Origin of the sequence: Streptomyces sp. NBC_01549 (assembly GCF_026339955.1) — a bacterium.
In the GTDB taxonomy this organism is placed as follows: Bacteria; Actinomycetota; Actinomycetes; order Streptomycetales; family Streptomycetaceae; genus Streptomyces.
This window is the reverse complement of sequence record NZ_JAPEPW010000007.1, coordinates 42707-65382: the sequence shown is the minus strand read 5'-3', so window position 1 is coordinate 65382 and position 22676 is coordinate 42707. Positions and strand designations below refer to the sequence as shown.

The following is a 22676-nucleotide window of genomic DNA, read 5'->3' as shown; positions in this document are numbered from 1 at the left end:
GCGGGGTCCGGTGCGTGCAGCTGCAAGGCGGAGGAGGGAGTCGACGCGGAGCGTCGGCGAGTGACGACCACGCCGCAGATGGGCGTGCCAGACCCCGCGTCTCCGGCATGATCCGCCGGACAGGCCCTAGGCAAGTAATCGGAAGCAGGGGTCCGCGATCGACAGCGGCCCCGGATGGAGGGAAACCCATGCCCATGTCTGAGGAGAACCACGCCACGGTGGCGGTCACGGGGGTGACCGGGGCGCTGGGCAGCCGGATCGCGGCCCGGCTCGCCGAGCGTGGCGTCCCCCAGCTCCTCGTCGGACGCGACCCCGGCCGCATACCCGAACTGCCGGGCGCCCAGCGGCGCGGTCCGGCCGCCTACGGCGACGCCCCGGCCATGCGCAGGGCGCTCGAGGGCGCGTCGACCCTCATCCTGGTCTCCGGATACCGCACGGGGCGCCGGCTGGAGGAACACGCCACCGCCGTCGAGGCCGCGATCGCGGTGGGCGTGGACCGGGTCCTTTATGTGTCCCTCGTCGGCGCTTCGCCCGTCGCCACCTACCTCAACGCCCGCGACCAGTGGGAGACCGAACAGTTCCTGGCGGGGGCCGGGGTCCGCCACACGGTGCTCCGGGCGGGCTTCTACACGTCGACGCCGGCCGCCCTCGCCGACGAGGAGTTCGTCGTGAGCGGTCCCGCGAGCACCGGCCGGGCCGCCTTCGTCACCCACGAGGACATCACCGACGTGATCACGGCCGTCGCCCTCGACGAGGGTCCCCGCTCCGAGCACGACGGCGCGATCCTCGAGATCACCGGGCCCGAGGCGCTGACCCTCGACGAAGCGGTCACCCGGATCGCCGCGGCCACCGGCCGGCCCTACCGCTTCGAACCCGAGACCCTCGAGGAAGCCTTCGCGCGGCGATGGCAACGGGGGATCACCGGGGAACAGATCGAGACCTGGATCTCGTGGTTCCAGGCGATCGAGAAGGGCGAGATTTCCATGGTCACCGACGTCGTCCCCCGGCTCACCGGCTCACCGGCGACCCCGATCTCGGACGCGGCCTGGTGGCCCGAGCCGAAGACAGCGCGTGGTGTCCGGTGAGGGGCGCGTCTGCGGACCGGGATCGGCTTCAAGGCGGCGGACGTTGGCCTTCTTCGGATCACACTTGGGTCCGGTAACAGGTCACTGACGTGCTCGAACCACCGGGCTGTCCCCGTCGATGACTGGACTCAAATTGCGGTCCCTGTCGAATTAGGAGAACCATTCTCATGATCGAGAACGAGCCGTCCGTGTCGTCGGCAGGGCTCACGGGCTTCGTCCACGAGTGGCCTGCTTCACGCGTCGTGTTCGGGCCTGGCGTGATTTCGGTTGCCGCCAGTGAGGCAGCCCGGTACGGCAGCCGGATCGCCGTGATTCACGATCCGACTGCCCAGAGTGCTGCGGACCGGGTGACTGCCGATGCGGGAGGAGGAGTCTGCGCGCGCATCGGTGAGGTCGTGCAGCACGTCCCCGTGCACGCGGTGGGCAAGGCCGTGGCCACCATCCGGGAGGCACGCGCGGAAGTACTGATGTGCATCGGCGGCGGCTCGGCCACCGGCCTCGCCAAGGGGGTCGCTCGGGACCTCGAGTTGCCGCTGATCGCCGTTCCGACCACCTATGCCGGCAGTGAGATGACCTCGATCTGGGGGCTGACCGAGGGCGGGAGGAAGACCACCGGGCGAGCGGCCACGGTCCGGCCCCGCACTGTCGTCTACGACCCCGAACTGACACTGGATCTGCCCACAGCGATCTCGGTGACGAGCGGTATCAACGCGATCGCGCACTGCGTGGAAGCGCTGTACGCCCACGACTCGTCCCCGCTGACGCGGCTGGCTGCCGCCGAGGGGATCCGGTCCATGGCCCGAGCTCTGCCGAGCATCCTTGAACGGCCCCGTGACGTCGGCGCCCGCGGCTTCGCGCTGCGCGGTGCCTGGCTCTCCGGGTGGTCGCTGGAGGTCTCCACCACCGGACTGCACCACAAGCTGTGTCACATCCTGGGCGGCTTGCTCGACCTGCCGCACAGCCCCCTGCACACCGTGCTCCTTCCCTACACCGTCGCGCACATCGCGCCGGCCGCTGTGGCCGAAACCCGGACCGTACTCGAAAGCCTCGGTATCACCGGGCCCGTGACCGACGCCGGCGGCTTGATCTGGGACCACCACCGGCGCCTCGGGGCACCCACATCGCTCGCCGGGATCGGCATGCGCGAGGCCGACGTGGACCCGGCGATCGCCGAGGCTTCGGCAGTGCTGGCGGATCGCGCGCTCCCACCACGTCCGGCTGGGCCCTCCGACCTCCGCGACTTGATCCGGGCCGCCTTCAACGGCGACCGGCCTGCGGCGTGATGAAAACGCAGTCCTGCGCCGTCAGGCTGTTTTGGCACCGCAAGCCGATCGACAGGAACTGGGACTGCTCCGCCCGCCGCAGCCGCACCGGCCGGCCCCCGACTGCGGCCGCGGCTCAGGAAGCTGGTGCCGCGCTTGGCCGGCGAGGATTTCCGGTGGGGACATCGAAGGATCCAAGGCGAACTGGTCCGGCCGGGCTGTGCACGGGCATCCGCGTGGCCGGCAACTGGATCTCGCGGCAACGCTGAGCGCAGCCGTCCGGCGAGGACCAACGCCGGATCGGAACAGCTGATTGTGCTGCGCGGGTATCGCGGCGACTGTTCCCTGGGGTCATCCGGCCTCGGGCGACATGGCGGACACGTGGTCAAGGAACGCGTTGACGAGCGAAGGTGTGTTGTCCGCGCGGTACAGGCAGCTCAGCCTCTCGAGCGGCGTGTCAGTCAGCGGCACGAAGCCGATGCCCGGGAGTGCGATTCCGGTCGCGGACCGGGGGACCACCGAGCAGAAGCCGGCCGACGCCACGTAGCCCAGGGCGGTGAGCACGTCTCCCGCCTCTCTGACGACGTGTGCCGTGAACCCGGCTTGGGCGCACAGCTGGCTGACCTCGTCGGCGAAGCTGGGGCGGGGGGCCGCAGGAAAGAGCACGAGTTGCTGCTCCCGCAGGTCGCCCAGTTCGGCCTTGCCCGCCTGCAGCAGCGGGTGTGCCTCGGGAAGGGCCAGGTAGAGCGGCTCGCTGGCGACGTGCCGCACGGCGAGCCCCGGCTCGCTCCGGTACTGGCGGCTGAACCCCAGGTGCATTCGTCCGTCGCGGATCGCGTCGGCCTGCACGTTCTTGGCTGCCCGCTCGAGGACCAGGCTCACCGCGGGACGGGTCTCGAGGAACCCCCGCAGCAGGCGCGGCACCGCGTCGAACATCGGGGAGCCGAAGTAGCCCACCACCAGGGAGCCGGCCTGCCCCGCGTCGGCCAGCCGCGCACGGTCGATGGCGTGCTCGGTCAGCTGCACGATCCGGTAGGCCTGGTCGAGCAGGAGAGCACCGGCCTCGGTCAGTTCGACGCCGCTGGGGGTGCGCATGAACAGGCGCACGCCGACAGCCCGCTCGAGTCGTACGATCCGCCGGGTCAGCGGCGGCTGGGTCATGTGCAGCCGTGCCGCGGCCCGGCTGACATTCCCCTCCTCGGCGACGATGATGAAGCATTCGAACTGCCGGAGATCAACTGGGAGCACACCTTACTCCAGGGTGAAGAATGACCAGTTTTCATGCTCTTCGACCCTCACGGCACTGTCACCGTCCGAGCCCGGTCGCCACCACTCGCTGACACATCTCACGATGCCAGGTTGCTGCGGGCCGGTTGGGAAGGGAATGCGATGTGTTCGTCGAACAGTTCGCTGGTCTGGAGGCATGGGTAGAGCTGTCGCAGCACCGGGATCGACGCCGATGCGGGCGAATCCGTGTCAGCGTTCGAGGGCGAGGGCGAGGCCCTGGCCGACGCCGATGCAGAGGGTGGCGATGCCGACTCCGCTGCCCTTGCGGGCGAGTTGGTGGGCGAGGGTGCCGGCGAGGCGGGCGCCGGAGGCGCCCAGGGGGTGGCCGAGGGCGATGGCGCCGCCGTGGGGGTTGAGGATGGCCGGGTCGAACTCGGGCCATTCGGCCACACACCCGAGGACCTGCGCGGCGAAAGCCTCGTTCAGCTCCAGGACGGACAGGTCGTCGAAGGTCTTGCCCGCCTTGGCGAGGGCCCGGTTGACGGCCTCTACGGGGGCGAGGCCGAAGTACTGCGGGTCGGTCGCGGAGACACCGGTGGCCGAGACGCGGGCCAGTGGCTCGCGGCCGGTGGCTTTGAGGCCTTCCTCGTCGGTCAGCAGGAGCGCGGCGGCGCCGTCGTTGAGGGGTGAGGCGTTGCCCGCGGTCACGGTGCCGTTCTCGGTGCGGAAGGAGGGCTTGAGTCTGCCCATCGCGGCCGGAGAGGCGTCCGGGCGGACGGACTCGTCGGCGGCGAAGAGCACCGGGTCGCCCTTGCGCTGCGGGACCGGCACGGGGGCGAGCTCGGGCTCGAACAGGCCCCCGGCCTGAGCCTTCGCGGCCTTTTGGTGGCTGCTGAGGGCGAACTCGTCCTGCTGTTCGCGGCTGATCTTGTGCTTGTCGGCGATGAGTTCGGCGGACTCGCCGAGCGGGATGGTCCACTGGGGGTCCATCTTCGGGTTGACCATGCGCCAGCCGAGGGTGGTGGAGTACAGCTCGGTGTGTCCGGCGGGGAAGGGCCGGTCGTTCTTGGGCAGGACGTAGGGGGCGCGGGTCATCGACTCGACGCCGCCGGCCAGGGCGATGTGGGCGTCGCCGACGGCGATGGCGCGGGCGGCCTGGATGACGGCTTCGAGTCCGGAGGCACAGAGCCGGTTGACGCTCACCCCGGGTACGGAGGTGGGCAGACCGGCGAGCAGGGCCGCCATGCGGGCGACGTTGCGGTTCTCCTCACCGGCGCCGTTGGCGTTGCCGAGGTAGACGTCCTCGATCCGGGCGGGGTCCAGGTCCGGGGTACGGGCCAGGAGTTCCCGGATGGCGTGCGCGGCGAGGTCGTCCGGGCGTACCGAGGCCAGAGCGCCGTTGTGACGCCCGATCGGCGTGCGCACGGCGTCGACGATGTAGACGTTCTTCACTTCAGGCCCTCCGCGACGGTCAGCTTGGCATCGGTCTTGGCGATGATCTCCTCGACGCCGACGCCCGGTGCGCACTCGACCAGCACCAGGCCCTCGTCGGTGATGTCCAGGACGCCGAGGTCGGTGATGATCCGGTTCACGCAACGCTTCCCGGTCAGCGGCAGCACGCACTCGGTGAGGATTTTCGGTGAGCCGTCCTTGGCGGTGTGCGCCATCACGACGATGACCGTACGGGCGCCGTGCACGAGGTCCATCGCACCGCCGATTCCCGTGATCATCTTGCCCGGGATCGCCCAGTTCGCCAGGTCCCCCTGCGCGGAGACCTGCATCGCACCCAGCACCGCCACGTCGATGTGGCCGCCGCGGATCATCGAGAACGACAGCGCCGAGTCGAAGAAGGAGGCGCCCGGCAGGACCGTCACGGTCTCCTTGCCGGCGTTGATGAGGTCCGGATCGACCTGCTCCTCGGTGGGATACGGGCCGGTGCCCAAGATCCCGTTCTCCGACTCCAGGACCACTTCCACGCCCTCGGACAGATGGTTGGGGATCAGCGTCGGCAGCCCGATGCCGAGATTGACGTACTGGCCGTTCTCCAGCTCCCGCGCGGCCCGGGCGGCCATCTCCTCACGGCTCCAGGCCATCAGCCGTTCGCCGACCCTCGTGCCGCAGGCACGGACACCGTGCGCTGCTCGATCTTCTTGTCTGCTGCCTGTTCCGGCGTGAGAGCCACCACCCGCTGTACGAAGATCCCCGGCAGATGCACCGCGTCCGGATCGATCGCGCCGGGCTCGACCAGCTCCTCCACCTCGGCGATCGTCACCCGCCCGGCCATCGCGGCGAGGGGGTTGAAGTTCCGGGTCGACTTGTTGAAGACGAGGTTGCCGTGCCGGTCGCCCTTCGCGGCCCGCACCAGCGCGAAGTCGGTGCGGATGCCGCGCTCCAGTACGTACTCGGTGCCGTCGAAGCCGCGTACCTCCTTCGGCGGTGACGCGAGCGCGACCCCCCGGAGCCGTCGTAGCGCCAGGGCAGCCCGCCGTCCGCGACCTGGGTGCCCACCCCCGCCGGGGTGTAGAACGCCGGGATCCCGGCGCCGCCCGCCCGCAACCGCTCCGCGAGCGTGCCCTGCGGGATCAGCTCCACCTCCAGCTCACCGGCCAGATACTGCCGCGCGAACTCCTTGTTCGCCCCGATGTAGGAGCCCGTCACCCGCCCGATCCGGCCCGCCGCCAGCAGCACCGCCAGACCCGACTCCATCGCCCCGCAGTTGTTCGAGACGACCGACAGCCCCGACACCCCCCGCTCGAACAACGCCTGGATCAGCACGTTCGGCACACCGCTCAACCCGAACCCGCCCACCGCCAACGACGCACCCTCCGGCACATCCGACACCGCATCCAAGGCCGTGGCGACCACTTTATCCATCTTTATTTACTCTGCCTCTCGCCAATGTGGACCCATCGGACGCTGTTTCCGTAACGCAATGTCAAGAATTCGGCGGGTTCTTTAATATTTTGTGGGCGTTACGCCTGTTGCGGGCGTTGTGGGTGCTACGGGTGTTGCGGGAGTGGCTCCGCCGCAGACACGTCCGTCGCGTCCCGCAGACACGTCCGTCTCGTCGTGTCTCACCTGGCTGACACCTGAGTCCACACTCCAACGCCCCGGCATCCGTCGGCATCCCGCAGATGAGTGATATCGCAGGCGATCTCTATGCCGCTCTGTCGGTGTGCGTCGTGCGAACAAGGTATTCCCGCGCCGATCCTCGTTATCACTCACGGATTCCGTTGACGCGCATCATCCGAGTATCGAGGCTTCGTTCCAACAGCGGAGAAACGGCAGGACCGGGGAAATTCTCATGAAGACATTCGTGCATCGGGGACAGATCACCAAGGTGGTCTTCGGCAGCGGTACGCGCAGCCGTATCCCCGAAGAGGCCGATGCTCTCGGATGCCGTCGGGTGCTCCTCCTGTGCACACCTGATCAGGCGGACCAGACAGCGCAGACGCGCGACCTGCTGGGTGCGGCAGCCGTGGGAACTTTCGCCGAAGCGGCCCCGCACACCCCTGTCGAGGTCACGGAGAAGGCGGTCGCGTACGCCGGATCCGTGGGAGCGGACTCCGTGCTCGCCATCGGTGGTGGATCGACCATCGGCCTCGGCAAGGCGATCGCCGCGCGGACCGGCCTTCCACAGCTGGCGCTGCCCACCACCTATGCCGGCTCGGAGATGACGCCGATCCTCGGCGAGACCGAAGGCCACAGGAAGACGACCCGGCGACTGCCGGAAGTGCTGCTCAAGACGGTGGTGTACGACGTCGACCTGACGCTCACCCTCCCGGCGGCGATATCGGTGGTCAGCGGCATCAACGCGATGGCGCACGCCGTGGAGGCCCTCTACGCACAGGACCGGGACCCGGTCGCCTTCCTGATGGCCGGTGAAGCGCTCGATTCCCTCACCCGGTCCCTTCCGGTCATCGCGCGACGTCCGGACGACGGCGAGGCGCGCGCGGACGCGTTGTACGGGGCGTGGCTGGCGGGCACCTGCCTGGGCACGGTGGGCATGGCCCTGCATCACAAGGTGTGCCACGTACTGGGCGGCACCTTCGGGCTTCCGCACGCCGAAACCCACACGGTCGTCCTGCCGCATGCGGTCGCCTACAACGGGCCGGCCGCCCCCGAAGCCATGGCACGCATCGCGCAGGCGCTGCCGGGGAACGACGCCGCGAGCGGTCTCTTCGACTTCGCCGGCAGGCTCGGCGCCCCCAGGGCACTACGGGACCTCGGCATGCCCGAGTCGGGGATCGAGCAGGCGGCCGAACTCATCGTGCGGGACGGCTACTGGAATCCGCGTCCAGTGGACCGGACAGCTGTCCACGCCCTCTTGACCCGCGCCTGGGCCGGGGAGACACCGTGAACGTCACCGGGCAACGCACACACCCGGACCGACTCCGTCATCGAACACTCAATGACCAAGGGAGCGCGCCATGCGTGATCTGACCAGCGACACCATCACCGATGCCGTGATCTCGACCATGCGGGACACCAAGGATGCCCGCGTCGCGGAGATCCTGGAATCACTGGTACGGCACCTCCACGCCTTCGTCCGCGATGTCGAACTGACGGAGGAGGAGTGGGCGCAGGGAGTGGACTTCCTGACACGCACCGGGCAGACGTGCACGCCGACGCGCCAGGAGTTCATCCTGCTGTCCGACGTGCTGGGCGTCACCATGCTGGTCGACGCCCTGAACAACCGACGCCCCGCCAATGCCACACAGAACAGCGTCCTGGGCCCCTTCTTCAGGGAGGACAGGCCGCAGCACGCCGACGCCGCCGACATCTCCGAAGGTCTGCCCGGCACCCCGCTGTTCTTCGAGGGACGGGTCGTGAACAGTGAGGGAGCACCGGTGACCGGCGCCGGGGTCGATGTCTGGCACAGTGACGCGGAGGGCCATTACGACGTGGATGTGCCCGGGCAGGTCGACCCGGCCATGCGCGCGCTGTTCAGGACCGACGAGAGGGGACACTTCAGCTTCCGGTCCATTCGCCCCTCCAGCTACCCGATCCCCGGTGACGGCCCGGTCGGCGAACTCCTGACCGCGACCAGCAGGTCGCCCATGCGTCCCGCCCATGTGCACCTGCTGATCGACGCTCCGGGATTCCAGCGCGTGACCAGCATGCTGTTCCCTTCGGACGACCCGTACCTGGACTCCGACCCGGTGTTCGGGGTCAAGGAGTCGCTGGTCGAGTCCTATGACACCTACGAGGCCGACGCCGGGCCCTGCCGCGGACTGACCGACGTGCCCTACACCCTGCTGCGTCACACCTTCGTCCTCGAATCCCTCCCCGCGCAATGAGGGTGACTGGCGCCGCACGCGCAGTCGGTCCGGGGTAGGACGCGATTCCTCCGGCATCAACAGGCGGCGTTGCACGCTTCGGCACAGGCACCAGGGGCCCAGCACGGCACTGGTGCGGTCGAGCCCCGGGTACGGGGCCGGCGTGCAACTCCGCCTTGGACTCGGCGAAGCGCGATCCGTCCGCCACGCGGGCGTTGACCTCGCGTACGTCATGGGGCAGCCGCCCCGCCTTCTTGCCCAGCTCGAACGACATGCCCGCCAACGCACCCAGCGGCACGGTGAGTTCACCCAGTGTCCTGCGCGACAGGCCGAAGTTCTCCCCGACTTCACGGAGGTACTCCGATGACTGAAACCCTTCACACGCCAGTCGATTTCCGAGCCACGATGAGCCGGCTCGCCACGGGTGTCAGCGTGATCACCACGCGCTCTGGAAGCACGCCCATCGGCATGACGGCGAGCGCCGTGTCCGCCCTCTCCCTGGACCCGCTCCAGCTGCTCGTGTGTATCAGCAACCACCTGTACACACGGACCGCGATCGCGGAACACGGCCGATTCGCCGTGAACGTCCTCGGCGAGGACAGCGAGCACCTGGCACGGCACTTCGCCGCCTCGAAGGCGGACAAGTTCGCGGGCGTCGAGACCATCGACGACCACGGCGTGCCGGTGCTGAAGGACGCCATCGCGGCTGTCGTGTGTGACGTCGCCGAGGCGCTCCCCGGCGGCGATCACACCATCTTCGTGGGTGAGGTCCGCTACTGCGAACACAAGGCGGACTCCCGTCCGCTGCTCCACTTCGCGGGCGGCTTCGGCGCGCTCAGGGCTTCGCGCTAGTCCTGGTGGCAGCGGTCCGGCGGAGGCCGCTACGGCGCCCGTGACCGGGCCGCCACCGCCCCCGATGTCCGGCTCCTACGAGGCGAGCCATGGGTGTCGGGGGCTCCGCCCGTCCCGACGACTCGACGGAAAGTGCCATGACCAGCTCCGTTGCGACATTCAAGCTGCACCCTCCGGCCCAGCCTCCGCATCTGCTGACCCGCCCGCGTCTGCTGCGTCGGCTCGACGCGGCGACCGAGCCCGTGGTGGTGGTCTCCGCGCCGGCCGGCGCCGGGAAAACGGTGCTCCTGACCGAGTGGTCGCAAGGCCTGGCGGCTCGTGGAGAGTGCGCCTGGCTCAGCCTGGACGCGTACGACAACGCCCCGGGCCGGCTCTGGACCTGCATCCTGCGAGCGGTGCACCACGCACGACCGGATCTGCCGACCCGCCTCGACAGCGACGGGTGGACGCTCGACGCATGGCTCGAGGACATCCTGCCGAGTCTGGCGGCCGGACTGGGCGGAGAAAAGCCGCTCACGCTGATCCTCGACGGACTGGAATCCATCACGGACGCCGACGCGGTGCGCAGCCTGGCGGACTTCCTGACAAGGCTTCCCGCCGGCTTCCGCGTCGTCCTGTCGACCCGGCACATTCCCGGAAGCCCCCTTCCGACCCTGCGCGCCCGGGGGCTGACCGCCGAACTCGACCAGCACGACCTGGCCTTCACCCCTGAGGAAGCACAGACAGTACTCACCGATCTGCTCGGGTCAGCTCCGGCCGCGGACACGTCGAGCGCGCTGTACGAGGCCACGCAGGGATGGGCGGCGGCGCTGTGCATCATGGGGCGCGCCCTCGCCCGCTCGGCGAACGAGGCCGACACGGAAGGGAACCTGGCCCGCGGCAGGCAGGCGGTCACCGAGTATCTGGCCACCGAGGTGCTCTACCGGCTCACCACCGAACAGCGCGAGTTCCTGCTGCGTACCAGTGTGCTCGACGAGCTGAGCACCGGGCCGTGCCAGGCCCTCGTCGGGGACCGGGCGGGTGTACTGCTGCGCGAGCTCGCACGGACCGTACAGCTGCTCGTGCCCGTCGCCGCCGATCCGTCGGCGTACCGGCATCACCGGGCACTGTCTTCGGTGCTGTCCGACATCGTCAGGTCCGAAGGGTCGGACACCGTCGTGTCCCTGCACCGGTCGGCGGCCCAGTGGTACTCCCGGCAGGGCGAGACGACCGCGGCCGTACGGCACTGGACGCTGGGCGGCGACGAGTCCGCGGCCGTCGCGTCGGTTCTCGACGGCTGGGAGAAGGCGATCTCGGCGGGACGTAGCGCGGAGGTCGCGCACTGGCTGGACCTCCTGCCGCCCCGCACGGTCGCCGTCGACGCGCGACTGTGCGTCGTGGCGGCGATGGCGGCTCTCTCCGGGGGCGCCCCGGAAACGGCCCGGCGCTGGCTGGATGTGGCCCAGCTCAGGCAGACGGGACCGGAGACGGTCGGCGAAGGCAGCACGGTGTCCGATGCGGCAGCCGCCGCGCAGGCCATGGCCTGCTGTCTGAAGGGGGAGGTCCTGGCCGCCGGCCGGCTGGGCGAATCCGCCGTTGCCGGCACCCTGCCGTTGACGTCCTGGCGTGCCCTGGCCTGCACGGCCCGCGGTGCGGCTCTGCTGTGGGCGGGCCGCTACGAGGAGGCGGAGGCGCTGCTCGGCGAGGCGACCCGTGATGCGCATGCCGCCGGGCACGGCCTGGTGCTCGTACGCGCGCTGGGATCGCGGGCGGTGTGCGCGCTGCTGGCCGGACGGCACGAACTGGCGCGCATCCTGAGTGACGAGGCCCTCGACGCGGTCGCGACGGCCGGCCTGGGCGGGCACTTCGTCTCTGTGCCCGCCTACATCAGCCGGGCCGGCCTGCTCCTCGAAGAGGGACAGGCGAAGGAGGCCGAACGGGCTCTGGCCGCCGCGGAAGCGGTGCTGGCGGGCTCGTCCCGGACCGGAGGCGAGCCCCACATACGGGCCTTGTGCCACTTCACGCGGTCGCGAGTTGAGAGTGCGCGCCGCAACCCGGATGCGGCGCGAAAGGCCCGCGAGGCGGCCGAGCGGGCGGCGGCCCGGTGCGAGTCACCCGGGGTGCTGACGGACCTGCTCGGCCGGACCGGCGAGGACACCGTGGTGCCGCCTGCCGCCCCCCGCCCCCAGGACCTGTCGCTGGGGGAGCGCCGGGTGCTGCGCGCCCTGTGCGGTCCGCTGACACTGCGTGAGATCGCCTCCGAGCTCTATGTGTCCCACAACACCGTCAAGACACAGGTACGCGCGATCTTCCGCAAACTCGACGCGCACGACAGGAGCGAGGCGGTCGCCAGGGCCCGGGAGTGCGGCGTGCTCTGACCCGGGCCCTGGCATCCTGCTACTTGGCGTCCTGGCGTCGGGCGTAGTCCGCCTGAGCCTTGTACGCGGTCTCCCCGTCGTCGCTCACGTTCTCGATGCCGCAGACCTTGCGCGCGAGGTCTGCCATGCTGCCGCTCGGGGACATCTCGGCGCGCTTCATGGTGAGGGTACGGATGGCCAGCAGGGGCGTGCCGTTGAAGTTCTCGAAGGTGGTGATGCGGTCGCCCCAGTCGGACAGGAACATGTCGCGGATCACCCGGCTGATCTTCAGCCGCTCGTAGGGCCTGCCGACCGGTCCGGTCTGCAGTGCCTCCAGCCACGGCCGCAGTTCGGGCTGCTGCCACTGGCCCTCGGTGGGGAAGATGAGCGCGGCACGACCGGACAGGTCGATGAGCTCGTGGGCCATCTCGGCGATGTGCTCGAGGTAGTACGCCCGCCCGAAGTCGAACATCAGGACGTTCGGCTTGTAGATGCCACCGGGGGTGAAGAACCCCTGGTCCTCCGAAGCGATCAGATGCGCCTTGAGTGTCTGGTGGAAGCCGGCGAACCGGGCGACCCGGGCCTGGACCGGCGGCAGCTGGTAGGTGCCGATGTGCTCGGTGATGAGCAGGGCCAGACCGAGCATCAGCTCGGCCTTCACCATCGCACGCATCGCCGAGTGGTAGTGCAGCCAGTCGAAGACGCGCTGCGGGTACAGCGACGCGTGCTCGGGGTTACCGATGTGGAAGACCCGGTTCCAGGGGATGAGCACGTCCTCGAACACGATGACGCTGTCCAGCTCGTCACCCTGCGAGGCGAGCGGGTGCTCCACCTCCTCGCCGTCCCGGACGTTGCTCTCCCGGCAGATGATGGTGACGCCGGGGGTGTCGGGCTTCACCGCCCCGTAGATGATCTGTTCCGCGATGATGCCGGGGCGGTAGAAGACGCCGATGTGGATCCAGTCCCCGAAGGCCGCGCCGGTGCTGATCGCCTTCACACCCCGCACGGTGATGCCCTCGTCCGAGGTGCCGACCACCTGCAGGGCAGGGGACTCGGCCTGGGCGGAATCGCGCGAGCGGTTCGCCTGCGGGTCGACGAAGGCCGGCGTCGCGTTGAGGTCACCGTCCCGCACCACGTTCCAGAAGTCGAGGATCCCCGCGGTCAGGTCCCTCCCGTCGGTCCCGACGGACTGGCTGCTCCACGGCTCCGGGTCGTCGACGTAGGTCAGCAGGACGTAGTTGTTGACATCCGGCGTGCGCGGGATGGATCCGCCGCCGAGTTCCCGCTGCACCGTCTCCAGGTAGGTCCGCTTGCGCAGCAGGTCCTCCTTGGAGCGGTGCTGGAACCAGGTCATGGACCGCCGGACGCCGTCCTCGTCCACGAACGTCATGACGTCCTGGAGGTCCGGGCGGTGGTGAAGGTCGTAGAACGCCGCGAGGCTCCTGGCATACGCCCGGGTCTTCGGGTGCGTGGCCACGTTGTCGACGAGTTCGTCACCCACCCACACCTTGCGGCCGTCGTTCAGCGCTTCCAGGTATTCCTTGCCTGTACGCACGTCGTGCTCCTCTCCAGGGGCAACAGATCCGGATGGCACGGAGCATGCGTCGCGGCAGGGTGAGAGGACGGCGCGCAAGGGGCAATCACCCGGGTGAAAGCGGCGATCACCGGGGAATCCGCATTGAGGGCGGATGTGGCCGTGCGTCATGCTTGCCCCATGAGCAGCACAGACCCCGCTGACGGCCAGGCAGGTGGGCGTGGGAACCAGGCCATGGCCGGGCTGCGGCTGCGGGGACGGGACCGCGAGATCGCGGCTGTGCGTGACGCGTTGGACGCGGTACGTGGCGGACGGGGTGCCTGCGTCGTCGTGGAAGGCACGCCCGGCGTCGGCAAGAGCCGGCTGCTCGCGGAGCTGGACCAGATGGCGCGGCGGTCCGGCTTCGATGTGGTGTCGGTACGGGCCGATGAGCTCGACCAGTACGCGGCAGGAGCCGCCCTGCAGTCTGCCTTGCAATCCGCCCCGCAGTCCTTGGATGGTTCCGACCGGGCCGCCGCAGCCACCGACGACCAGCGGCTCTGGCTGCTGGACAGCATCACGGACGCTCTGGAGGACCGGGCTCAGCGCGCCCCGGTGGCCGTGCTCGTGGACGACGCGCAGTGGGCGGATCCGGCCACGCTCTTCGTGCTGCGCACCCTGCCCGGACGACTGGCCGCCTCGCGGATCCTGTGGGTGCTGGCGGTACGGTCGGACACCGAGCGACCGACCGTGGCCAGGGTGCGGGAGGACCTCGAACGCCTCGGAGCCCGATGGCTGACCCTCGGCCCCCTGCCACAGCAGGAACTGCAGCACATCGCGACCGACGTCCTCGGGGTGAGGCCGTCACCCGGTCTGGTCAGACTCCTGCGGGGCGTCGGGGGCAATCCCTTCCTGGCGATCGAACTGGTACGCGCTTTCGCCGACACGGATGCCGCCATGGAGGCGGGCGAGGCGAGCCTCCTGCACGACGGCATCCCCGCCAGTTTCCGGCGGAGTATCACCGCGCGCCTGGAACGGCTCCCCGAAGACGCCGTGCGCCTGCTCCAGGTCGGATCCGTCCTCGGCCGCGAATTCGACTTCGGCACAGCCGCCCGGATGCTCGGCAGGCCGGTCGGCAGCCTGCTGTCGGGCGCCGAGGCCGCCCTGAACGCCGGTCTGCTCTCGGCCGACGGCCCGCGACTCGCCTTCCGTCACGACCTCATACGGCAGGCCTTCCACGAGAACCTGCCCCTGGCCATCCGGACCGCCCTGCACCGGGAGGCGGCCGACAGTCTGCGGGGCATCGGGGCACGATCGGCCGAGGTGGCCTGGCACGTCGTCATGTCAGGAGGCCCAGTTGACGACGATGCCGTGACCTCGCTGACCACCGCCGTACGGGAACTGTCGTCGTCGGCCCCCGACGCGGCCGCGGACCTGGCCCAGCGGGTCGCCGGACTGCTGCCCCCACACGACCGGCGTCGCATCCCCCTGCTGACCGACGCCGCCGAGTACCTCGGCCGGACCCGCCGGGTTCACGAGGCGCTCGACCTGGTCGACGCCACTTTGCCGGAAGGACTCGAACCACTGCAGGAAGCATGCCTGCGCCTGGTGGCCGCCGAGATCCACCAGGCCGCGGGCGACGACGCCGCCGCGATGACACACCTCCAGCAGGCCCTGGACCTTCCCGCGCTGCCGGCCGACCTGCGCGTGCGGCTGCTGAAGACCAAGGCGACGGGCCACGTCTACCTCGGGGACCTCACCGCCGCCGAACAGACCGGCCCCTGGCTGGTCGAGGCCTCCTACCGCAGCGACGATCCGGCCGTCGTCGTCAGCGCCATGGTGTTCCAGTCGCAGACGTCCTTCTACCGTGGGCGCCTGCCCCGCGCCCTCGAGTTCGCCGAGGAGGCCACCCGACGCGCCGGCACCCAGTCCGCCGCACTGTACCTGCGGCCCCCGCGGATCCCGGCGCTGTGGCTGGCCACCGTGCTGACCGCCACCGACCGGCTCGCGGACACCGGGCGCATTCTGCGGGAGGGACAGCGCGAAGCGGAGGCGATGGGCCTCGGCTGGTCACTTCCCCACTGGCATGCCGCCCGTGCCTGCGCACTACTCGAACAAGGAGCGCTGGACGACGCGGCCGTGGAGGCCGAGTCCAGTCTGATGGTGGCGGACGAACTCGAGATCACTCTGCCGAATCCGCAGGCCCGCTCCGTGCTGGCATTGGTGGAGATCAGACGCGGTGACCTCGCCAAGGCCAGGGACCACCTCCGTGCCGCCGAAACCGCTCCCGGCACGCACACGCAGCGCTACGGCCCCTGGGTGTCTCTCGCGCACGCCGCTCTGGCGGACGCGGAGGGCGACGACGGCGAAGCGGCGGTGGCACTCACGGCAAGCTTCACAAGCCGTGAGCCGACGCGGCTGCTTGCGATACCTCCGTCCCACTGGCCCGGGATCGTACGTATCGCGCTCCGCGGCGAAGACGCCTCGGTCGCGCAGGCCGTGTCCGGCGCACTGCGCAGCCTGACCGCACAGGACGAGAGCCGGCAGATCATCGGGGCAGTCCGCGCCCACGTCGACGGCCTGCTCCACCGCGACCCCGGTGCACTGGAGTCCGCCATCACCGGCTACCGGAGCACCGGCAGGCCGTTGGTCCTGGCGGATGCCTGTGAGGACCTCGGCGAGCTCATGACCGCATCGGGTGATACGACGTCGGCGATCCCGTACTTCGAAGAATCGGGTCACCTGGCGTCGGCCTCAGGAGCCGGGCGCGATCAAGAACGGATCAGGGGGCGCCTCCGCCAGCTCGGCGTACGCACCGCCCCCGTGCGCAACCACACGGCCGGCCCCCAGGAGTGGGGGAACCTGACCGAATCCGAGCGGAAGGTGATCCCGCTCGTCCTTGAGGGCATCACCAACCGGGCCATCGCCGACCGGCTCTACGTGTCCGTGCACACCGTCAACACGCATATGAAGCACATCTTCACCAAACTCGGCATCAACTCGCGGGTCGAGCTGACCCGGCTGGCGATCGAGCGGGGCATCAGCGTCGACGGAGCCGACTGAGCGGTGCACCGACCGCAGGACACGGTGGCAGGGATCCCTTGAATGGGTGACGCCCGGCTCCGGCACCACCCGTGATGCTGGATGCCACGGCGTGGCCTCCGGCACGGCACCGTCATTCATCTCTCTCAGGAAGTGACGCTTCTTGAACACGATGCGCGCAGCACGCGCCCACCGGCGCGGAGGCACCGAACCCACCTGGACCGACAGCTTCGACGGATCCGGGCGTGAGTGGTCAGCCGTCATTCCCGCACACGAGGCGTCCGGCGTCCTGCCGGCATCGTCGCGCCGCCCGACCCCGATCCCGGCCCGGCCCATGCTGCACGCGGGGTGTTCTTCATCGTCCAACCGGACCGCGGCGCACTCGACTCCACCGGCGAGTTGATCACAACCGGACGGTCGGGCCCGAAGGCCGACCGGATCGTCCCCCTCGCACAACCCGCGCCGCGTACAAGGCGCCTGAGAAGGAGCACCGGCGTGGCAAGGTCGTCATCCATGTCGCGGAAGGACGGTCAGCCGCAGCCCAGGGCGGTCTGGCCCGGTGCCAGGGGCCCGGGGCGCGGATACCGCGGCCAACTCCGGGCCGCTGTGACCGCGAGCGCGGCCCCGCACGGCTACACCCTGGCGCTGTGGACCGCCACCGCGGTGACGTCGTCCGAACGGGGCGCCCCCAGGGCAGCCGAAGTCCTGGCGCTGCTTGCCGGTGCGACGCTCACCTTCGTCGCGTTGGCCGCTGTCGCACACGGCGGCGCCCCCATGATGCCGGACAGATCCGCCCCGGCCGGTACGCGGATCTGGGCGGCCTTCCATCTGCCCATGGCGGCTTGTGCCGCGCTGGTCACCATGTTGCTGACACGGTGTTGCTCAGGGCCCCTCCTGTGGGGGCTCGTCGGGACGACCACGACCGCCGTGTACCTGCTGGGTGTCAGCGCCCAGTTCTTCTGCTTCGCGGTTCGCCGTGTCACCGAGAAGCCACAGGACACTCAACCGTAAGAGGTCCAGCGTCTCCCTCGCGCAATTTCATCATCCAGGCGATGCGAGGACCCCCTGCAGCCGTACCAACACGAAAATAGAGGGAGCGCATGTCCGTGAAGCATTCTGGGGCGTATATGTTCGACGGTCGCATCTATCTGGTGGATACCGAAGACTACGCTCTGGTGCTTGACGCCCAGGGTGAAGTGATCGGCGAGGGGTGCGATTTTTCCAGGTATATAAGTGAATACCTGGGGAGAGAGGACCTCGAATAAGGCCGTGTCCTATGTGCGGGCGAGTGAGCGGTCGGTGGAGGGCCGGCGTCGTGCCTGGCGGGGGGACGGGACGGCCGCGCTCGCCTCGGCGGGGCTGCCGAAACTGCCCGGGCTGTCCGATGACCAGTTCGCCGAGCCGGAGCCGGAGCCGGAGCCGGAGCAGGAGTTGGCGCTGGGGGCCTTCACCGTTTTCCGAGGACGAGGCCGGGTTTCTCGATGACGCCGCCCGTCGCGCGTACCTGGGGCCGACGTGGACACATGCCGGTGGTGCGGGTGCGAGGCCGGTCCTGGCGCCGCTGGTCGATCGCCGTGACGAGCTGGGCGAGGCCTTCCGGCTGACCTGCCGGCCACGCCGCCACCGTAAGCACCGAGGCGAAGGGCGCAACGCTGGTGGGGCCAGGCCAATCACTAGATTATGCGATGCGCCTCAGTGGCCATCCGGCGCACTCTGGGCGGACGGGGAATGCGCGCCGTTCGGGACGGATGCCGGTCGGAGCCGGCCCCTCGTGAGGGCGTCGACCGCGGCAGGCGGTGAGGCGGTCCGGGAGCGGGCGGCCTCACGGCGCTCGGGCCACGGACCACCGGAGCCCGAGATCGTCAACCGGCCGGCCTCGGGTCAGGGGCCGCGCACCTGCGGGTGGCGGCAGCCGCCCAGCCCTCCGCCCCCTCCGCCCCCTCCCCGCGACCGGTGGCGTGACCCGGACCTCGGCCCGTTCCGCCCTTCGTGCAATCCGCGCACGTCGATCCGGCAGAGATTCCGTCCGCCAAATGTGCCGGATATCGCATCAGTTGGGCATTGTTGTGCATCCCGGGAAGGATGTATGTTCCACGCATGATCAGAATTGCAGTGATCGGACTCATCGGGGCCGTCGCAATCGCCTTTGGTGTCACGGCGCTGACCGTCTCACCCTGGTGGTGGCCGGTCGCCGTATTGTGCGCGGCGATAGCCGGAGTCGGCACTCATGATCTGCTTCAAAGACGCCATTCAATCCTGCGCAACTATCCGGTGCTGGGACATATCCGCTTCATGCTGGAGTCGATCCGGCCGGAGTTGCAGCAGTATTTCATTGAGCGCAATTACGACGGCCGTCCGTTCGACCGGGATGTGCGCAGTCTCGTCTACCAGCGCGCCAAGGGAGACGAAGCGGAGCTTCCGTTCGGAACCGAGCGGAACGTCTACGCCGAGGGCTACGAATACTTCGAATCGTCGATCAGGCCACTCGCGGTGGGGGTGGAGGAGCCCCGGGTCCGCATCGGCGGCCCGGACTGCACCAAGCCCTACGACATGTCCTTGCTCAACGTCTCGGCGATGAGCTTCGGTTCGCTGTCCGCCAACGCCATCCTCGCCCTGAACCGGGGGGCCGCCCTCGGAGGCTTCGCCCACGACACCGGCGAAGGCGGCCTGTCGGACTACCACCTGCGCCACGGTGGTGACCTGGTGTGGGAGATCGGCACCGCGTACTTCGGCTGCCGCACCGCGGACGGAGGCTTCGACCGCGCGCGGTTCGCCGAAAAGGCCGCTCACGACAACGTGAAATGCGTGTCACTCAAGCTGTCCCAGGGAGCCAAGCCCGGCATCGGGGGAGTGCTGCCCGGAGAGAAGGTCACCGCCGAGATCGCCCGGGTACGCGAGGTTCCCGAGGGGAAGACCGTCATCTCGCCCCCCTACCACCAGGTCTTCAGCACGCCCCGGGAGCTGATCCGGTTCATCGCCGAAATGCGCGAGCTGTCCGGGGGCAAGCCGGTCGGCTTCAAACTGTGTGTGGGCTCCCGGCGCGAGTTCCTGGCGGTGTGCAAGGCCATGATCGAAGAGGGCACCGCGCCGGACTTCATCATCGTGGACGGAGCGGAGGGCGGCACCGGAGCGGCCCCGCTGGAGTTCGCCGACCACCTCGGCAGCCCACTCACCGAGGGACTCATCACCGTCCACAACGCCTTGGTCGGCGTCGGCCTGCGGGACCGGATCAAGATCGGGGCCAGCGGCAAGGTGGCCACGGGAGCCGACATCGTCAAGCGCATCGTGCAAGGCGCCGACTTCACCAATTCGGCACGCGCCATGATGTTCGCCATCGGATGCATCCAGGCGCAGAGCTGCCACACCAACGCCTGCCCCGTCGGCGTCGCCACACAGGATCCGCGCCGCGCACGCGCCTTGCACGTCGACGACAAGTCGGCCCGGGTCCACCGCTTCCAGTCCGCCACGGTGAAAAGCGCACAGCAGATCATCGCCTCGCTGGGCGTGAGCGAACCCGCCGAACTGCGCCCGCACATGCTGCGCCGGCGTGTGGACCCGGTCACCGTCCAGTCCTACGCGGAACTCTACGACTGGCTGGCTCCCGGGCAGTTGCTGATCGATCCGCCCGAGTCCTGGGCCGCGCACTGGAAGGCCGCCGATCCCGACCGCTTCAACGCATGACACGTCTCGCGGCGGTGAGAGGGCGGGGCCGCCCTCGGGACCAGCACGGTGATTTCCCGATCCTTCCGTGCGGGTCATGATGTCTGCGCGGACGAGGGCGGCCGGGTCGCTCGTCCAGCCAAGGCGTCGACGCACGCCGGACTGCTGCCGACGCCTGTGCAGACGGCGGCGCTCGAGCGACCCTGCGCGCGCAACGAGGCCGTCACCTGAGTGAGCGAGGTCGCCTTCGTACGCGGGGAGTTCTCGGTACGCTGGCGGACGTGGCGTCGCACAGCCTGGGCATCCTGGAGATCGGCTACGGGCGGCACGCGGAGGCGGTGAGGCATCTGCGGTTCGCTCTCACCACCCCCTACTTCTTCGTCTCCACCCGCGTGCTGCCCGATCTGGCAGAGGCGGCGGCCCGGGCCGACGAGCCGGAACTTGCATGCCGCGCGGCGGACCAGCTGTCTTTGCCGACGCAGGCGAGCGGCACGCCCCTCGGCCTCGGAGTCGATGCCAGAACCCGCGCCCTGGTGGCCGACGACGCCCTCGCGGAAGATCTGTACGTGTCCGCTCTCGGCCATCTGCGGCAGACCCGCGCCGTGCTGCAGGTGGCCCGGACCCATCAGCTGTACGGCGAGTGGCTGCGGCGCCGGCGCAGACGCCGGGAGGCGCGTGAACAACTGCGCACCGCGTACGAGATGTTCTCCTCGCTGGGGACGAGAGGATTCGCCGAACGGGCCCGCGCCGAACTCGAAGCCACGGGCGAGCACGCCCGGCGGCGCACGTCCGACGTGGCGGCCGAGGCGCTGACCCCTCAGGAAGCGCGGATCGCCCGGCTTGCCGCGGAGGGCGCGTCCAACCCTGAGATCGCCGAGCAGTTGTACGTCAGCCGACGGACCGTGGAGTCCCATCTGACGAAGATCTACGCCAAGCTCGGTGTCAACTCCCGCACCCAGCTCGCGTACATCATGCTCCGCGCCGACTGACCGGGAGGGCCGACGGCGCGCACCGGCGCTTCGGCGGTGCCGATGCTGGGGGTGACGGCGGCGTGCAGGAGGGAGGGCTTGCCGCCCCCGTACCAAGCCACGCCACGTACCGTCGCGACCCCTCAAGCAGATCGTCTCCGGCCATTGTTTGGTCGCCGGAACAGCCCTGCCGAACAATGCGCTGGCCGCTGAACTCGGTGTTACGAGCCGACGAGGAACCCCTCCGGCACGACGGACTGCCGGACGGTCACGTGGTTCCGTTCAGGGGGACGGGGGACGGGGGACGGGGGACGCGGATCGGTATCCGCCGTGCAGAGATGCCGACGGATACCGATCCGCGGTAGGCCCCGTGATGCGGCAGGCGGGTCAGCTGTGCAAGGTCGTCACCTTCAGGGCAGGGTCGCCGGCGATCTCCGCTTGTGTGAAGCGTTCGGTGACCCACTGCTTGCGGGAGAAGAGGCGGGTCTGGTCCGCATAGTGGGGTGAGGCCGGGTTCGCCGACTCGCCGTAGGTGAGGAGGGTGTGGGCGCGGGGGCCGTCGGCGGTCAGTTCGACGGCCATCAGGAAGCTGGTGCCGAAGGCGCCGGCGGGCGGGGTGCCGGTGCCCGAGTCGGGGCCTGCCTCCACGACGTCGAAGCAGCCCACGTCGCAGCCGGGCAGCGGGATGCCCGCCCACTTCTGTACGGCGCCGAGTTCGGTGTCGACCGGGAGGTCACGGGCGGCGAAGTCCTGGACGGCGGAGGCCAGGGCGCGCTGGACGCGTACGTCGTCGCCGTTGATGCCGCGCGGCGTGGTGAGGGGCTGGGCGGGGTCGTAGGGGACGCGGCGCCAGGTGTCGGGCGGGCCTTCGTCGAGAAGGTGGGCGTAGAAGGTGATCCAGAGCGCGGCGCCCCGGCTGGTGGTGTCGGCGCGGGTGTCCCAGCCGGCGAGGGTCGTGCAGGCCTGCCATACGTCGACCTTCTTGCCGTCCGTGGCCGTCAGGCTCGGGTGGGCGCGGCACATGTCGACCACGTCGTAGCGGCCCGTCTCAGCCGACAGGACACGGTTGCCGAGCATCGACGCGCGCAGGGTGTCCTCGGTGAAGCCCGGGGCGCCGAGTCCGTCCGTGCCGTCCCGGCGTTGGGCGATCATGCGGAGTCCGAGCTGGGGCCGCTGGTCGAGACGGGGATCGATGTCGTAGACGCCGGGGAGGCCGGTGAGGGGCGCCTCGGGGTTGGTGTACTGGGGCCCGTTGTTGGAGTTGGCGACGTAGTCGGTGCGGCTCAGCTTCGGCTGGTGGGAGGGGCCGTAGACGCCCGGCACGAGCGCGTCGGGGTCGCTGCCCCAGGCGCAGGACGACGTCGAACCGTCCAGGGCGGCGGGCGTCTCCGCGTCGGCCGGAAGGGTGCAGCGCCCTCTGCGGGCCACTGGCCGTGGAGTTGCGGGGATCTG

16 protein-coding genes and 2 pseudogenes are annotated in these 22676 nt (G+C 69.8%); 11 read left to right on the top strand and 7 right to left on the bottom strand.

Annotated elements, in window-relative coordinates:
• Window positions 1-188 precede the first annotated feature (188 nt).
• Together OG819_RS57485 and OG819_RS57480 are read left to right on the top strand one after the other, a co-directional pair.
• A complete protein-coding gene (locus OG819_RS57485; RefSeq protein WP_266658207.1) occupies window positions 189-1085 on the top strand; it encodes an NAD(P)H-binding protein in 897 nt (298 codons plus the stop codon).
• Window positions 1086-1252: 167 nt separating this feature from the next.
• Entirely contained in the window at window positions 1253-2368 is a 1116-nt protein-coding gene (locus tag OG819_RS57480; protein ID WP_266638877.1) for a maleylacetate reductase, read from the top strand.
• A gap of 330 nt (window positions 2369-2698) precedes the next feature.
• Here OG819_RS57480 and OG819_RS57470 read toward each other — a convergent pair whose 3' ends face one another.
• From OG819_RS57470 to OG819_RS57450, 5 genes and pseudogenes are all read right to left on the bottom strand, one after another.
• Window positions 2699-3595, bottom strand: a complete 897-nt coding sequence (locus OG819_RS57470; RefSeq protein ID WP_266658205.1) for a LysR family transcriptional regulator — start codon at window positions 3593-3595, stop codon at window positions 2699-2701.
• A 228-nt stretch (window positions 3596-3823) separates the two neighbouring features.
• On the bottom strand, window positions 3824-5026 hold the full coding sequence (locus OG819_RS57465) for a thiolase family protein (RefSeq protein WP_266658203.1): 1203 nt from the start codon (window positions 5024-5026) through the stop codon (window positions 3824-3826).
• A complete protein-coding gene (locus OG819_RS57460) occupies window positions 5023-5667 on the bottom strand; it encodes a CoA transferase subunit B (protein WP_266658196.1) in 645 nt (214 codons plus the stop codon). The genes OG819_RS57465 and OG819_RS57460 overlap by 4 nt, the downstream gene beginning before the upstream one ends.
• Window positions 5667-6089: pseudogene (locus OG819_RS57455) on the bottom strand (CoA transferase subunit A); the annotation flags it as partial. The gene OG819_RS57460 and the pseudogene OG819_RS57455, both read right to left, overlap by 1 nt.
• Window positions 6086-6448: pseudogene (locus tag OG819_RS57450) on the bottom strand (CoA transferase subunit A); the annotation flags it as partial. The pseudogenes OG819_RS57455 and OG819_RS57450, both read right to left, overlap by 4 nt.
• Before the next feature lie 430 nt (window positions 6449-6878).
• On the opposite strand from OG819_RS57450, the gene OG819_RS57445 reads away from it, so the two are divergent.
• The 4 genes from OG819_RS57445 to OG819_RS57430 all read left to right on the top strand — a co-directional run bounded on the left by OG819_RS57445 (window position 6879) and on the right by OG819_RS57430 (window position 12062).
• Window positions 6879-7934: a maleylacetate reductase gene (locus OG819_RS57445; RefSeq protein WP_266658194.1), complete on the top strand. Its 1056-nt coding sequence runs from the start codon at window positions 6879-6881 to the stop codon at window positions 7932-7934.
• Between the two features lie 70 nt (window positions 7935-8004).
• Window positions 8005-8874 (top strand): dioxygenase, encoded by an 870-nt coding sequence (locus OG819_RS57440; RefSeq protein WP_266658192.1) that lies wholly within the window; start codon window positions 8005-8007, stop codon window positions 8872-8874.
• Between the two features lie 342 nt (window positions 8875-9216).
• Window positions 9217-9705 carry a flavin reductase family protein gene (locus tag OG819_RS57435; protein WP_266638870.1) on the top strand — a complete coding sequence of 163 codons (489 nt, stop codon included), beginning with the start codon at window positions 9217-9219 and terminating at the stop codon, window positions 9703-9705.
• Between the two features lie 137 nt (window positions 9706-9842).
• Window positions 9843-12062: a LuxR C-terminal-related transcriptional regulator gene (locus OG819_RS57430; protein WP_266638869.1), complete on the top strand. Its 2220-nt coding sequence runs from the start codon at window positions 9843-9845 to the stop codon at window positions 12060-12062.
• 19 nt (window positions 12063-12081) lie between these two features.
• On the opposite strand, the gene OG819_RS57425 is transcribed toward OG819_RS57430, so the two are convergent.
• The gene (locus OG819_RS57425; protein WP_266638868.1) at window positions 12082-13596 is read right to left on the bottom strand and encodes a 4-hydroxyphenylacetate 3-hydroxylase family protein; all 1515 of its coding nucleotides are present in this window, start codon (window positions 13594-13596) and stop codon (window positions 12082-12084) included.
• A 159-nt stretch (window positions 13597-13755) separates the two neighbouring features.
• Between OG819_RS57425 and OG819_RS57420 the strand changes: the two genes are divergently transcribed.
• From OG819_RS57420 to OG819_RS57395, 5 genes are all read left to right on the top strand, one after another.
• A complete protein-coding gene (locus tag OG819_RS57420; RefSeq protein WP_266658190.1) occupies window positions 13756-16617 on the top strand; it encodes a LuxR family transcriptional regulator in 2862 nt (953 codons plus the stop codon).
• A gap of 492 nt (window positions 16618-17109) precedes the next feature.
• Window positions 17110-17607 carry a hypothetical protein gene (locus tag OG819_RS57415; protein ID WP_266658189.1) on the top strand — a complete coding sequence of 166 codons (498 nt, stop codon included), beginning with the start codon at window positions 17110-17112 and terminating at the stop codon, window positions 17605-17607.
• A 258-nt stretch (window positions 17608-17865) separates the two neighbouring features.
• Entirely contained in the window at window positions 17866-18081 is a 216-nt protein-coding gene (locus OG819_RS57410) for a hypothetical protein (protein ID WP_266658188.1), read from the top strand.
• Window positions 18082-18693: 612 nt separating this feature from the next.
• On the top strand, window positions 18694-20277 hold the full coding sequence (locus OG819_RS57400) for an FMN-binding glutamate synthase family protein (protein WP_266638864.1): 1584 nt from the start codon (window positions 18694-18696) through the stop codon (window positions 20275-20277).
• A 260-nt stretch (window positions 20278-20537) separates the two neighbouring features.
• Window positions 20538-21245 carry a helix-turn-helix transcriptional regulator gene (locus OG819_RS57395; protein ID WP_266638863.1) on the top strand — a complete coding sequence of 236 codons (708 nt, stop codon included), beginning with the start codon at window positions 20538-20540 and terminating at the stop codon, window positions 21243-21245.
• Window positions 21246-21611: 366 nt separating this feature from the next.
• Here OG819_RS57395 and OG819_RS57390 read toward each other — a convergent pair whose 3' ends face one another.
• Window positions 21612-22652 carry a penicillin acylase family protein gene (locus OG819_RS57390; protein ID WP_266658186.1) on the bottom strand — a complete coding sequence of 347 codons (1041 nt, stop codon included), beginning with the start codon at window positions 22650-22652 and terminating at the stop codon, window positions 21612-21614.
• Window positions 22653-22676 lie beyond the last annotated feature (24 nt).

Excerpts from the sequence above, each read along its gene's own strand:
- OG819_RS57485 (WP_266658207.1), top strand. The coding sequence starts at position 189 with ATGCCCATGTCTGAGGAGAACCACGCCACGGTGGCGGTCACGGGGGTG.
- OG819_RS57480 (WP_266638877.1), top strand. The coding sequence starts at position 1,253 with ATGATCGAGAACGAGCCGTCCGTGTCGTCGGCAGGGCTCACGGGCTTC.
- OG819_RS57460 (WP_266658196.1), bottom strand. The coding sequence starts at position 5,667 with ATGGCCTGGAGCCGTGAGGAGATGGCCGCCCGGGCCGCGCGGGAGCTG.
- OG819_RS57445 (WP_266658194.1), top strand. The coding sequence starts at position 6,879 with ATGAAGACATTCGTGCATCGGGGACAGATCACCAAGGTGGTCTTCGGC.
- OG819_RS57440 (WP_266658192.1), top strand. The coding sequence starts at position 8,005 with ATGCGTGATCTGACCAGCGACACCATCACCGATGCCGTGATCTCGACC.
- OG819_RS57435 (WP_266638870.1), top strand. The coding sequence starts at position 9,217 with ATGACTGAAACCCTTCACACGCCAGTCGATTTCCGAGCCACGATGAGC.
- OG819_RS57430 (WP_266638869.1), top strand. The coding sequence starts at position 9,843 with ATGACCAGCTCCGTTGCGACATTCAAGCTGCACCCTCCGGCCCAGCCT.
- OG819_RS57420 (WP_266658190.1), top strand. The coding sequence starts at position 13,756 with ATGAGCAGCACAGACCCCGCTGACGGCCAGGCAGGTGGGCGTGGGAAC.
- OG819_RS57415 (WP_266658189.1), top strand. The coding sequence starts at position 17,110 with ATGTCGCGGAAGGACGGTCAGCCGCAGCCCAGGGCGGTCTGGCCCGGT.
- OG819_RS57400 (WP_266638864.1), top strand. The coding sequence starts at position 18,694 with ATGATCAGAATTGCAGTGATCGGACTCATCGGGGCCGTCGCAATCGCC.